The organism is Pseudoalteromonas sp. GutCa3, from assembly GCF_002836155.1.
Taxonomy (GTDB): domain Bacteria; phylum Pseudomonadota; class Gammaproteobacteria; order Enterobacterales; family Alteromonadaceae; genus Pseudoalteromonas; species Pseudoalteromonas arctica.
The window spans coordinates 1-13,200 of the sequence record NZ_PJBK01000080.1; the positions used below are offsets into that span (position 1 = coordinate 1).

Consider the following 13,200-nt stretch of genomic DNA (forward strand, 5'->3'; position numbering starts at 1 on the left):
CACCTTAAAATAGAATTAGATATTCAATTAACGTAGTCATACTTACTGGACGGCAAAATCACGAACTTTTCCTTGAAGCGGTATAGTTAATTTGGTCTTCCATTAAGAAAAAAATGTTTTTCGAGCCTCTTCAAAATCATAAAACTTATTATCTCAACCAATAAATAGCTTTAACGTGCCTAAACAGATAAAATTCGCGGCAATTAAATATGAGCGAAGTGAAGTTGTAATGAGTAGAAAGATTGAACTATTAGCCCCAGGCGGTGATGTAAACGCGGTAAAAGCCGCCATTGTAGCCGGTGCTAATGCGGTTTATTGTGGGTTAGATACCTTTAATGCACGTAACCGAGCGTCTAATCTTTCGTTTGATGAGCTTAACGGCGCACTTCGCCTAGCCCATGAATACGGCTGTGAAATATTTTTAACGCTTAACGTGGTTATATTAGAGCACGAAATGGGTGCGCTATTTAAGCTATTAAACCAACTCGTAAATACCACGCTTGATGGTATTATTGTGCAAGATTTAGGTTTGTTCAATATAGTTAAAAAGCACTTTCCTACTTTGCATATTCACGCATCAACTCAGTTAACTACGCATAACGAATCACAAGTTGAATTTTTAGCGCGCATTGGCGCTACGCGTGTAAATTTATCGCGCGAGCTTAACTTAACTGAAATTAAAATATTGACCGACGTAGCGCATAAATGCGATGTATTAACCGAAGTGTTTGTACACGGCGCGTTATGTATTGCGTTTTCGGGGCAATGTTATTCAAGCTCGGTAAGTGTGGGCAACTCGGGCAACCGTGGCCGTTGCTCGCAAGCATGTCGTGATGAATACGAACCAACGGCCATGGGTAACAAACATCCGTTAAACTTAAAAGACAATTCAGCCTATTTTGATTTACCGGAGTTGGTAGCCGCAGGCGTTGACTCGTTAAAAGTAGAAGGCCGCATTAAAGGCGCTAACTATGTACACACGGTTATTGATAGCTGGCGCAAGCAAATTGATACCTTTGTACAAACCGGTAACTTAATTGAAGACGACTCAAGCTTGTATAAAGTATTTAACCGTAACTTTACTAATAAGTTTTTAACCGGCGACATGACCAAAAACATGTTTACCGACAATCCGCGCGACCATAGCTTTGATCACGCAAATGAAAAAAACAACGCAATTTCGGTCGTGCAAATTTACGATGCACAGCAAGAGCTTTCTACTCAAAAAAGTGAAATTGATTCGTTAGTTAAAAAGAAAATTGAATTTTTAGATATTTCAAAGCGCGAGCTTACATTAGAATTTACAGGGCAATTAAATCAGCCATTCACTGTAAACATAATTATTGAAGATAAAAACGATATTACGCTTTCGAATAAAAACGAAAAAGAGCCTCTACGCTTTGAAGTGCAATCGCAAATGGTTATGCATACCGCTGATAAATCAGTTGTTGATATTGCTGCCATTGATAAGCGCTTTAAAACGTTTAGTAATGCCAATTTTGAAATTAAAAATATGGATTACTCAAACCTCGGCGACAACTTAAGCATTCCGTTTAAAGAGCTAGCGCGTATTAAAAAGCAGGTAGCATTTTTATTAAACGAAGGCAAAGACGTGATAGCCCCTGTTGAATTGCCTAAACTAGTGAATCACGAAAAAGCCGAAAATAAAACGACGCTCTCTGTTTTAATATCGGACATAAAAGACGCTCACTTATGTAATTTAACTGACGGTGACGTTTACTTTAAATTGCCTGAAAGCTTTAGAACCGATAACGATAAATACATAAATGTATTTTTAGAGCACCCACAGTTAATTCCGTGGTTTCCAGCCGTGTTAATTGGTAAAGACTTTGACGAAGCCGTGCGTTTACTAGAAGTGGCAAAACCTAAACTTATTATTAGTAATAACACCGGCGTGGCATACAAAGCCGTGCAAATGGGTCTTGACTGGATTGCAGGCCCATTATTAAACACTACAAACTCTTATGCGTTATTAACGCTACAAGAAGATTTAAATGCTAAAGGCGCGTTTATTTCAAACGAAATAAACAAGCAGCAAATGCGCAGTATTAAACGCCCTAACAACTTTAAAATGATGTACAGCATTTATCATCCAATACTAATGATGACCAGCCGTCAGTGTTTTTTCCAGCAAACCGTTGGCTGTAAAAAACCACGTATTGACGCAAGCTGTATGTTGAGTTGTAAAAAAGAAACAACCGTTACCAATGTTAAAGGCATTAGCTTTGCTATTGATAAACAAAAAGGCGGCTACCCGAGCATTTATAACCACGAGCAATTTTTAAATATGGATATTGTGACCGATTATGCCGACAAGTTTGACGAGTTTATGATTGATTTAACCGACATTGGCTCAGGCGATAAAGAAAAACTCGATAAAGCCGTGTTACTTGCGCATTTTCAGGATTTAATTAGCGGGCAAACACAAGCAGCTGATCAGTTAAATCACATGGTAAAAGTAAAAACACGTCAGCAATATGTTGAAGGCTTAAACAGCTAAGGTAAGTATTAAAATGACATTGCCATTATTATATTCATTACAACACTGCCCATATGCAATGCGCGCACGAATGGGTATTTTAATGGCAGAGCAACACGTGTTACTACGCGCTATAAAAACTAAAAATAAGCCACCGCATCTTTTGCAAATATCGCCAAAAGGCACGGTGCCTGTTTTATTACTGCCGAATAATCAAGTTATAGATGAAAGCCTAGATATTATGCTGTGGGCTTTAAAGCAAAACGATCCGCATAATTTACTGCATACTCAAGACCCATTAGCACTTGAGCGCATGCTAGAGTTAATTAAGCTAAACGACACGCAATTTAAACCGGTGCTCGAAAAGTACAAATTTTATGCTCGTACAAAAGACATGGCACAAATTTATTATCAAAAAGCCTGCGAAGAGTTTATTAAGCAATTTGAAGCAAAGCTAACTACCCATAAATACCTAATGGGCAATGAAAAAAGCCTAGCCGACTATGCTCTGCTGCCGTTTATTAGGCAGTTTGCCCGCGTAGATAAACACTGGTACTTACAAAGTGAATACACGCATGTACGCGCATGGTTAAACGAGTTTTTGCACGCCCCCATGTTTACCAAAGTTATGACCAAATTTGATTTGTATATGGACTGCGGCGAAGAGTTTTTATACGGCGTTAAAAAATCTTAACTTAGCCTTTGTTTTATAGAAATTTTATTGTCATAGCCAACTACAAAGCTAAGCATTGAATTATTCTCATCATCGGATTTAAGCCCTTTATTTACGCTATACTGCCCTCACCATTACTAACAAACGCTATGCATTATGAACTACTCAAACTTTGGCACTAAATTCACACAACCCAACGGCATTACTCAGTTAATGGAAGATTTAGGTGGTGCTAAAAACAGCAACAATCCTAATATTGTTATGCTGGGTGGCGGTAACCCCGCACTAGTACCACAAGTAAATGAGGTTTTTTTAAGTGAATTACAAAAACTCGTTGCCAGTAACAAGGTATCGCAAGTATTTGGGCTTTACGATGGCCCAACCGGTAACGACGAGTTTAGAGCGGCATTAGCAGGCCAGCTAAGTAAAGAGTATGCATGGGATATTAGCGCCGATAACGTAGCACTTGGTAATGGCAGCCAAGCTAACTTTTTTGTGCTGTTTAATATGTTGGCAGGCGAAATGCCGGATGGCAGCCATAAAAAGATTTTATTTCCCCTTGCGCCAGAGTACATAGGTTATGCCGATCAAGGTTTATCGGCTGATATGTTTGTTGCCATAAAGCCTGATATCGAAATTTTAAATACAGGTAGTGCATCAAAACAGTTTAAATACGTCATTGATTTTAAAGCAGTTGAAAAAGTACTAGCAAACGACAGCAGCATAAGCGCACTGTGCGTATCACGCCCTACCAATCCAACAGGTAATGTAATTACTGACGATGAAGTAAAACATCTTGATTTGCTCGCTAAGCAATATGGCATTCCACTCATTATTGATAACGCGTACGGCGATCCGTTCCCAGGTTGTATTTACACCGACGCAAACCTAACGTGGAACTCAAACATTATTTTATGTATGTCACTTTCAAAACTTGGCCTACCGGGTTTACGCAGCGGTATTGTGGTTGCAAACAATGAGATTATTAAAGCAATTGGCCGCGTAAATGGCAGCATGGTGTTATCGCCAAATAGTATTGGTCCAAGCTTAGTGACACGCTTAATTAACGACAACGAACTACTCCCACTGTGTCGTAATGTTGTACTGCCCTTTTATCGTAATAAAGCACACATAGCGATTGAATTGTTTGACGAAGTGTTTGCCGAATTGCCTGTTTATTTGCACAAAGTTGAAGGCGCATTTTTTATGTGGCTGTGGTTTAAAGATGCAAAAATGACCAGCGAAGTGTTGTATCAAAAGCTTAAAGAGCAAGACGTGTATGTAATTCCTGGTCACAACTTTTTTATCGGCATTGACGACAGCTGGGCGCACAAGCACGAGTGTATTCGTATTAACTATGCTACCGATGCAGATACCCTGAAAAAAGGCTTAGAAGCGATTAAAAACCTAATAAAGTAAATATACTGATGCCGATATTAATATCGGCATCAGTCATTTAACTCGCTTATATATACGTTTAAAATTCATGCAAACGCACTGTATCCCCTTTAAATTTATATACAAGTTGGTATCCTACGCAACCTTTTCTAATAGCAATTCGCTTAATTAAGTGATCTATCAGAGGTGAGAAAATCGTGTCGATAACCAGGCAAAAATTTCGTTATTTAGTTGTTATCACTAATTGCTCCTGCATTGCTCTACCTCCTGCATCCATGCAGTCGTATATCAGAAATTTTTAACGCAGTTAGCGTCAGATTTAATCCCTCAAATTGATTAAGTATTATTGCGGGTTGGTATAACATATGCTTATTAAAAAAGAACCAGCCAAGGGGCGATAATCGCTGCAGGGCACTTAATTAAAGTGGCAGCAATAACACTACAGGCATCGCGTATAAATATTGGTTTTAAACGTTAGATGTAACTTTAAATAGCAACATGCAATAGCACTATTAAGGTCAATTATGCGATTAGGACCAGGACTACTCGTCACCGCTGCCTTCATTGGACCAGGGACTATTACTACCGCCAGCGTGGCAGGTGCAAACTTTGGTTTTGCACTTATATGGACATTACTGTTTTCAGTAGTTGCCACTATATTATTACAATCTATGGCGGCGCGCCTTGGCGTTGCTACCGGGCAAGATTTAGCTCAAGCGCTCAGAGCACATATTCAAACGCCTTTATTTAAATCTTTAGCTATATTTTTAGTCATTAGCGCCATTGGTGTGGGCAGTGCAGCTTATGAAGCGGGTAATTTAAGTGGCGCTAGCATGGGATTAATTGAAATATTCCCTCAAGTTAGTCCTCAACTATGGACACCACTTATTGCTTTTTTAAGTGCTGCTTTACTATATAGCGGCAAACATAAAGTGGTTGAAAACGCGCTAATTTTACTCGTTATTTTAATGAGCTTAGTGTTTATCTCAACACTTGTGATGGCAGCCCCTTCACTGGGTGATGTATTTGCTGGTTTTATTCCTAGTATGCCTGAAGGCTCTATTACGACAATATTGGCATTAGTAGGCACTACCATTGTGCCATACAACTTATTTTTACACTCCGGCGTACTCGCTGCTAGACACGACAGTAACAGCGATATGCAAAAAGTGATTAAACAAACAAATGTTGATACAGGCCTATCAATCACTTTAGGCGGTGTGATCACTTTAGCTATTTTATCTACAGCTTCAGTTGCATTTTATGGCACCGATGCGGGGCAAATTAGTGCGGCCAATATGGCCGTGCAGCTAGAGCCATTGCTTGGTGATGCCGCTCATTACTTTTTTGCTATTGGTTTATTTGCTGCAGGTTTAACAAGTGCTATTACAGCGCCACTTGCCGGTGCTTATGCTGTGTGTGGCATGTTAGGTTGGTCAAACGATATGGGTAACACGCGCTTTAAAGGCGTCGCTATTGTTATTTTATTGTTTGGTGCTGCGGTGGCGTCACTCGGTTTAGACCCTGTCGCGGTAATTATATTCGCGCAAGCGGCTAACGGGTTATTACTCCCTATTGTTAGCACCTACCTTGTATGGCTGGTTAATCAAAAAGGGGTTATGGGAAACTACACTAACTCTTTGGTGTTAAACCTGGTGACCCTACCCGTTTTAATCCTAATTTTTGGGCTAAGTAGCTACAAACTAATTAGTTTAATTTTTTAATTAAACTCTAAAAAACATATTTAAAGGCCGCTGTTTACAATAAACAGCGGCCTTTATTTATTAATTACTAAATAACGTATAAGCCGTATTTATGTTCACACATCTAACACGATTTTTGGTTTTTAGTTGCCTTAAATAATTGCGAAAACGCAAAACCACCTACCGCGCCTGCAAGCAGTTGAGCATAAAAACCCCAGCCTCTTGCGCCCGCTATAATATGAATATTCATAATTGATTCAATGGCAATTAACACAATAGCAAATGCCACAATGCCAGCAATAACAAATAGCTGAGTACTGTATTTTTGAACCTTTTTATTAAGCTTTGCGGTAACAAAAAAAGCGATGGCAAGTGCTACGGCAATAATAGCGCCGTAGGTAGGTAATAGGCCTAACCAATCATCAAGCGTTAAACTAGCACGATCACTAAAGCCCACCACTACACCTACATTAACTAATTGATTGACAACGTATTGGCTATGAAACAAGCTAGCAAGTGTGAATGTAAGTAACCAAGAAACTAAAAATGAAGGCAATATACGTGTTAAAAACGACATGGTTATCTCAACTTAAAATAAAGCTTTTCTCTTATGCAAGCCATGCTAGCAAAGGCTTGCTCCGTAAACAATGTATCTCTTTTTTTACTTTGCTTTCGCTTTTTTCGTTTTCTGTTAATGCAGATGCTACGTTACCAAAGGAGCAATACAGTACAAAAACACTGGCTACGCAATTACAGTCTCCGTGGAGCATGGTTGAACTACCAAACGGCACATGGTTAATTACAGAGCGTGATGGTCACGTAGTTATAGTTAAAAACAATGTGCAATCAAGAGTAGAATTAAACCTAACAGGTTTATACGTTGCAGGCCAAGGTGGTTTACTCGACATTGTGTTATCACCAGATTATAACGACTCAAAAGAAATTATTTTTACTTATGCCCAAGGTGATGCAAGCGCAAACAGGCTTGTTGTTGCCAAAGCCACGTTTAATGGCACTGACTTTTCAAAACCTAACATTATTTATAAAGTAGCGACTGATAAAAACACACCGCAACATTACGCAGGACGCGCCCTTGTCCTACCCGACAATACGTTATTAGTTTCAACGGGCGATGGTTTTGACTTTAGAGAGCAAGCACAAGTTATCACCAGCCAACTTGGTAAAATATTACGTATAAACCTAGATGGCACCATACCAACAGATAACCCATTTATTAATCACAAAAACCTAAATGCACATGCTGTTTACTCACTTGGTCATCGTAACCCTCAAGGCTTAGTTTATGATTACGATACGCAGCAAATTGTTAGCCACGAGCACGGCCCTGCAGGCGGTGACGAGCTAAACTACTTAACCGCTGGGACTAATTACGGCTGGCCGGTAATCACCTATGGCAAAGATTACTCGCAAGCGCGTATTTCACCATTTACCGAATATAAAGGCATGCAAAAACCAAGTGTTAATTGGACGCCATCAATCGCCCCATCAGGCATGGCGTATTACGGGTCTAAACATACCGCCTTCCCTTCATTGCAACAACATGTGCTTATCACTACTCTTGTTGATAAAAAGCTCTACAGCGTTAATCTGGTAAGTGGAGAATTTACGCAGTCTCACGTCTTCCCTGAGGCTTCAGGGAGACTAAGGGATGTATTTGTAACTGATAAAGGTAACGTCGCGGTATTAACCGATGGGAAAGATGCGAAGCTGATGTTGATGACAGCAAACTAATTCACAAAGCAAATAAAAGCCGCTGCGCTTTAAAAGTAAGTAGCGGCTTTAAATAAGCCACTTTGGTTAATTAAGTAATTTGATCAGTAAGATTAGGGGTTAACCCCTTTAGTTTTAAGATTAAGGTGAGCGTCTTTATTATGTTCTTAATAACGTTCTTGTCTCCAACTGCCTTTGCATATACTTACTGTGCTTGTTATTTACCCGATTCTAATTGCTGTCTCAATAATTCAATAAGTTGAGTGTTAAGCCCGGTAATTTCGGCTTCTAGTACCTTCATTTTAGCCTGCGACTCTTCATCTTCTTTGCTGCGTAATAATGCAGTTTCCTGTAGTAGTTTTTCTATCTTTTCTTGTATTTCAGCAATCTGTTCATCAATAGGGTCACCTTCTGATTGTGACGCCTGACTTGCATCTTCATTGCCTGATAATTTACGTAACGCTTCACGATTTTGATCTTCCAGACTTTTTTCTTTTCCTTCTTCGGATATATCGACTTGGTCACTTTGATCTGCTGCTTTGTGCATAGTCGCTTTTTCGGTTACTTCACCAGCTACCACCTTTAAAGTTTGTTTTTGCGGGTAAGTCTCTAAAGGTTTAGAGGTTATGTGAACTGACATTTTATCCATTTTAATATTCCTTGTTCCGTCAATTATTGGTGACCAGTAGTTAACTATAAATATAATGCTTTACCAAAAGCCAATTGTAATAGCCCTTGTTTGATTCTTTATTAGATTACACTTTACTCACAAGCTTGCCCATTGTTGTTTTAAACCAGCAAGATGAACAATACCAAAAGATAAACAAATAATAGAACTCCAAACCCAAAATTCAGGCGAACGCCCCATAGGGTTATTTATTAGAAAGAATCCAGCAACACCGCGGGCTAAATAAATAAAAGTTATTAATACAAGAGCTAGGCGGATGAATGGAAGTTTAAAAATAACACCTGCGGCTGAAAATGCATACAATGACCAAGTTGATAGAATCAGAACAATTACACTAGTAATAAGAGTTGGTTTAATACTTCCTTGCTCAGAAAGTAATGCCATTTGCTCTCCTGCACCGAAGAACCGATACCAAGAACCTCCAAAATAGATACAACCCAAATGCAAAGTTGCTACAACAGCACTTAATGTACCTGCAATTATTAGAAAAACATTCATAGAGCGATAAAACCTCCGTGAGACATAACGAACCTGTAAATTAACTGGTTTATTTATCTTGATAAACAAACCATAGCCGGGTTTCTACCTGGGTACAATCGATTGTTGAATGTTTACGCGTGATATCAAAGCTCGCATTAAACTAGACAGCCACTCCAATTGTAAATTAATCTGGCTAATTGTGAATTTACGCAGTCTCACGTATTTCCTGAGGTCGCAGGGCGATTAAGAGATATGTTTGTAACAACTGAGGAAAATATAGCCATATTAACCGATGGGGAAGATTCAAAGCTTATGCTGGTGATACAGAATTAATTTACATGAAATAACCAACAATAAAGCTAATGGCCAAAGGAAAACCTCATAATACCATCATCAAATCATTGACGTTTAAGTGGACACGAATACTATTTAGGTGCTGGAAAACACATACGCCCTACGATGAATCAACTTACTTAACCGCTGTTAAAATTTGCGGTGGAAAGTGAGCTTTAGCGCTTGCTGTCCACCTCAGGGCGTGTTGTTAGCTGTAGATTAGTTGCGGGGGTGTTCGTTACATTGCTGCTTTTTACCAAAAACACCAAACCAAAATGTAAGTTCCAAAGCCACACCTAAAACAATAAAGATAACTATGCCTTGAGAAAATCCGTAGCCATACGAAATAAGAGCGGCTAATAATAAACCCGCCAAAATTATCCATTTGTGTAATATTTTCATAAATCCCTCTTATTAAAACAATTAAGTACCAATTAAATATATGTGAAGAACATTTTTTGAGCAACGGAAAATCTGTAACATTATATAATCACAACAGTACGACAATACAGCTAACGCTCCCATAAGCCGTGAGCTGTGCTGGCACAATTTGTTGCGCCTTTGTTCTTTGCAACAGCGTTGCGAATCAGCTTGATGAGCTTGTTATATGCCAATCCCCTAACACTTTATAGTATAAGTAATTGGATTTTTATAATTCCAATTGGAACCCGAAGTTTCAACTTTATCTAAAACTGTAAACTCTTTAATTTCTCTTCGAACACTCTTTGTTTTCATCAAAAATAAAAATATCCAGAGACTAAAGCAACAAAAAAATAATACTGCGATACTGTAATAATTAAAGTATGAAAAAAATATCGCTGAGGAAGCAAAAAATAAAGAAAGCCACTTAAAGTTTGGGCTAAACACTATGGTAACTTTAGAATCATCAAGCTGCTTCCTTGTATATATGAACATACTACTCTCCAACTACCTCTAGGCATATAACGAGCCTGTAGATTAACTCGTTTTTAAATTTGTTTTTATTGATAAACAAACCATAGCTGAGTTCCTATTTTGGTTCAATTGATTACTGTATTTTTACGAAGAATATTGAAGTGTTTGATATTGTTTTAATTGGCGTTTTGGAAGGGATTACGGGTGTTTGAGTGGCTTTTATTTAGAGTAAGAGGGCTTACCCTTCTTAATGCATCGTGTTTTGCAGCTTTTCTATATTATGAACAAGGCAATACAGTTGCCCCACCGTAAACCAAAGGTATTCACTTTCGTTTGACCCCATAAGGTCAGTTTATTCATGTCTTTATTGACAGTAATTTTACGATATTAAATTAGACAGCCACTCCAATTGTAAACTAGTCTAGCGCGCCACTAAATTTACTTTTTTGGGCTAAGAGTTCACCTCTTTTTATATCTTTACTCGCGCGTTACACATTAAATAAGCAATTATCACTGTTAAACCTAAATTACACGCATGAAAATGACTGCATAATGCAGTTGTGATTTATTACTGAATAGTTTTACTGAGTAGCTTACGTTTTATCCCAGTAGCTTTTCGCAGTTACTTATATTCGCCCGCCGCTTTCTGTTTAAATTTTCACAGTAACTAGCTTGTGAACTTGGCCTGCCTACTGCGCCATGAAATACACGCGTAAATTGTGTGGTGAGTTTTAACCAGTTTTCTGGGGAGATATTAACTCTTTCGAGTAAGGGTGAGTGCGAACTTTCAATATAACCGCGTTTGTCTTCTCGTATACAACGTCCTGTTAACTCAACAAGTTCAAGGTACGATTTAAGTTCAAACGGCAGCCCTTTTGGCATAATTTGACGTGGCATGCCTGCAAAGCGCAGTAGTTGTTTTGATTGCTTGCCATCCTTTGCATACGTTAAACGCTGTTTGATGCTAGTATGGTCTGACTCTTCTGGGGTGTTAGCCATTTTGGCTCTAATGGGGTTTAAATCGACATACGCCATGCAGGCCGCAAGGGCTGCTTCATCTAATAATGCTTGAGACGTAAATCGTCCCTCCCAAAAACGGCCAGTGCAGTTATCTTCTTTATTTGCTCTGCGAGCAATGTTTTCATTTAACAACCGCATAAACCAGCTAATACTTGATAGGCGCTCGCGGTATTGTTTTACTGTTAGATTAAAAAAGATAAGTTCAGCTTTATTTAGCTTTTCACCCTGTATGTATTTTTGCGTAAGTACAGTGCCTTTACACAGCTTGTGCCAGCGAATAACAATCGCTTTATCATTCAGCCGATTCACTTTTTTGTCATCAACATACAACACTAAGTGCGTATGATTGCTCATGACAGCATAAGCACAGACGTCAATACAAAATACCTTAGCTAACTCAAGCAGTTTGTCTTCAACCCAGCCTCTACGATGCTCGTAGGATTGACCTGTAAAGTGATCTTCCCCACATAAAAATGCACGGCGAACGCAACGTGATATGCAATGGTAGTACTTTGTATCAACCAAACTTACTTGACGCTTTCTTGCGATTGCCATAAGACACCCTGCTTATTTTTTGCACTAAACAAAGCGTAGTGCTTTGCTCATAAAAGTGCAAAATTTAGAGTGAGTGTCTAGTTTATGGCTTGCCGATTCGCTTTTTTGTCATCAACATACAACACTAAGTGCGTATGATTGCTCATGACAGCATAAGCACAGACGTCAATACAAAATACCTTGGCTAACTCAAGCAGTTTGTCTTCAACCCAGCCTCTACGATGCTCGTAGGATTGACCTGTAAAGTGGTCTTCCCCACATAAAAATGCACGGCGTACGCAACGTGATATGCAATGGTAGTACTTTGTATCAACCAAACTTACTTGGCGCTTTCTTGCGATTGCCATAAGACACCCTGCTTATTTTTCACACTGATAAAAGCCTAGTACTTAGTTCACTAAACTGCAAAAAAAGGATGGGTGTCACTGTTATCGTTACTAAACTGCAAAAAATAGGATGGGTGTCACTGTTATCTGTCGTTGGTGCAGAATCAAATGAGAATTCACAATGTTTGCCGTTTTCGGGCCAAGATTCAAATGTATAAGTGGCTGCACAAACGATATTTACAGCCATAATCATTGCACCCAACATAAAAAATTTCACAAAATTTCCTGTGGCATATAACGCTTAATATAACTGGAAAATACGAGCGCTTTACAGCGAGTAGTTTCCCAGTTGATGTTTTTGTTATACGCACATATTACGCTAATGTTTGGGAACATAGGTTTTGCCCCACTTATTAGCCGCTGCCAAAGCAAAACCAAAATAGACAATACTAAAAACACCATTGAAAAATTCAAAATTTACTTCGTTGTTTACAGATTCAAAAGCGGCACTAAAAAGAGATATGAAAAATCCAAGTACAGCACTAAGCCAAATGAATCTAATTATCACACCATAAACTTTCTCACTCAAAATCCCACTGTGTTCCTGAAAGCTCAGGAAAAAACTGGTTATTTTATGACAAATATAAACCATCAATAACGTTAGCGGCGGTACTAAAATAGCTTCTACAACTTCATGAAATATTAGGCCAATTAACATAGCTAACGAACACCACACTAAAGGAATTTTAAAACCCAATATCTCAGTGTAATTTAAGTATTTTGGTTTAACAGCTTCGTTATTCAACTACATGTCCTTTGTGCGTATAACGAGCCTGTAGATTAACTCGTTTTTTTATTTGTTTTTATTGATAAACAAACCATAGCTGAGTTCCTATTTT

11 protein-coding genes and 4 pseudogenes are annotated in these 13,200 nt (G+C 38.6%); 7 read left to right on the forward strand and 8 right to left on the reverse strand.

Annotated elements, in window-relative coordinates; translation table 11 throughout:
- The first annotated feature begins 229 nt into the window (after positions 1 to 229).
- The 4 genes from CXF64_RS14610 to CXF64_RS14625 all read left to right on the forward strand — a co-directional run bounded on the left by CXF64_RS14610 (position 230) and on the right by CXF64_RS14625 (position 6,295).
- The gene (locus tag CXF64_RS14610; RefSeq protein WP_101217388.1) at positions 230 to 2,521 is read left to right on the forward strand and encodes a peptidase U32 family protein; all 2,292 of its coding nucleotides are present in this window, start codon (positions 230 to 232) and stop codon (positions 2,519 to 2,521) included.
- 13 nt (positions 2,522 to 2,534) lie between these two features.
- Positions 2,535 to 3,194, forward strand: coding sequence for a glutathione S-transferase (locus CXF64_RS14615; protein WP_101217369.1), 660 nt, complete (start codon positions 2,535 to 2,537; stop codon positions 3,192 to 3,194).
- Positions 3,195 to 3,329: 135 nt separating this feature from the next.
- Positions 3,330 to 4,592, forward strand: coding sequence for a valine--pyruvate transaminase (locus CXF64_RS14620; RefSeq protein ID WP_101217370.1), 1,263 nt, complete (start codon positions 3,330 to 3,332; stop codon positions 4,590 to 4,592).
- Between the two features lie 503 nt (positions 4,593 to 5,095).
- Complete coding sequence (locus CXF64_RS14625; protein WP_101217371.1) at positions 5,096 to 6,295, forward strand: Nramp family divalent metal transporter; 1,200 nt, start codon at positions 5,096 to 5,098, stop codon at positions 6,293 to 6,295.
- 103 nt (positions 6,296 to 6,398) lie between these two features.
- Here the strand turns inward: CXF64_RS14625 and CXF64_RS14630 are convergent, their stop codons facing one another.
- Positions 6,399 to 6,851 (reverse strand): hypothetical protein, encoded by a 453-nt coding sequence (locus CXF64_RS14630; protein WP_101217372.1) that lies wholly within the window; start codon positions 6,849 to 6,851, stop codon positions 6,399 to 6,401.
- Here CXF64_RS14630 and CXF64_RS14635 point away from each other — a divergent pair.
- Positions 6,836 to 8,026, forward strand: coding sequence for a PQQ-dependent sugar dehydrogenase (locus CXF64_RS14635; RefSeq protein WP_101217373.1), 1,191 nt, complete (start codon positions 6,836 to 6,838; stop codon positions 8,024 to 8,026). The two genes, CXF64_RS14630 and CXF64_RS14635, sit on opposite strands and share 16 nt — an antisense overlap.
- 196 nt (positions 8,027 to 8,222) lie before the next feature.
- Here the strand turns inward: CXF64_RS14635 and CXF64_RS14640 are convergent, their stop codons facing one another.
- Both CXF64_RS14640 and CXF64_RS14645 read right to left on the reverse strand, forming a co-directional pair.
- Positions 8,223 to 8,654 carry a hypothetical protein gene (locus tag CXF64_RS14640; RefSeq protein WP_101217374.1) on the reverse strand — a complete coding sequence of 144 codons (432 nt, stop codon included), beginning with the start codon at positions 8,652 to 8,654 and terminating at the stop codon, positions 8,223 to 8,225.
- A 117-nt stretch (positions 8,655 to 8,771) separates the two neighbouring features.
- Positions 8,772 to 9,191, reverse strand: coding sequence for a hypothetical protein (locus CXF64_RS14645; RefSeq protein ID WP_101217375.1), 420 nt, complete (start codon positions 9,189 to 9,191; stop codon positions 8,772 to 8,774).
- 165 nt (positions 9,192 to 9,356) lie between these two features.
- On the opposite strand from CXF64_RS14645, the pseudogene CXF64_RS21000 reads away from it, so the two are divergent.
- A pseudogene (locus tag CXF64_RS21000) lies at positions 9,357 to 9,506 on the forward strand (PQQ-dependent sugar dehydrogenase); the annotation flags it as partial.
- A gap of 32 nt (positions 9,507 to 9,538) precedes the next feature.
- Positions 9,539 to 9,679, forward strand: a pseudogene (locus tag CXF64_RS21120) (IS110 family transposase); the annotation flags it as partial.
- Positions 9,680 to 9,725: 46 nt separating this feature from the next.
- Here CXF64_RS21120 and CXF64_RS14660 read toward each other — a convergent pair.
- From CXF64_RS14660 to CXF64_RS14685, 5 genes and pseudogenes are all read right to left on the reverse strand, one after another.
- Positions 9,726 to 9,908 carry a hypothetical protein gene (locus CXF64_RS14660; protein ID WP_101217376.1) on the reverse strand — a complete coding sequence of 61 codons (183 nt, stop codon included), beginning with the start codon at positions 9,906 to 9,908 and terminating at the stop codon, positions 9,726 to 9,728.
- Between the two features lie 739 nt (positions 9,909 to 10,647).
- Positions 10,648 to 10,787 (reverse strand): annotated as a pseudogene (locus CXF64_RS21125) (transposase); the annotation flags it as partial.
- A 213-nt stretch (positions 10,788 to 11,000) separates the two neighbouring features.
- On the reverse strand, positions 11,001 to 11,975 hold the full coding sequence (locus CXF64_RS14670; protein WP_101217377.1) for a transposase: 975 nt from the start codon (positions 11,973 to 11,975) through the stop codon (positions 11,001 to 11,003).
- Positions 11,976 to 12,067: 92 nt separating this feature from the next.
- A pseudogene (locus CXF64_RS14675) lies at positions 12,068 to 12,322 on the reverse strand (Mobile element protein); the annotation flags it as partial.
- A 358-nt stretch (positions 12,323 to 12,680) separates the two neighbouring features.
- Positions 12,681 to 13,106, reverse strand: a complete 426-nt coding sequence (locus CXF64_RS14685) for a hypothetical protein (RefSeq protein WP_101217379.1) — start codon at positions 13,104 to 13,106, stop codon at positions 12,681 to 12,683.
- Positions 13,107 to 13,200: the final 94 nt, after the last annotated feature.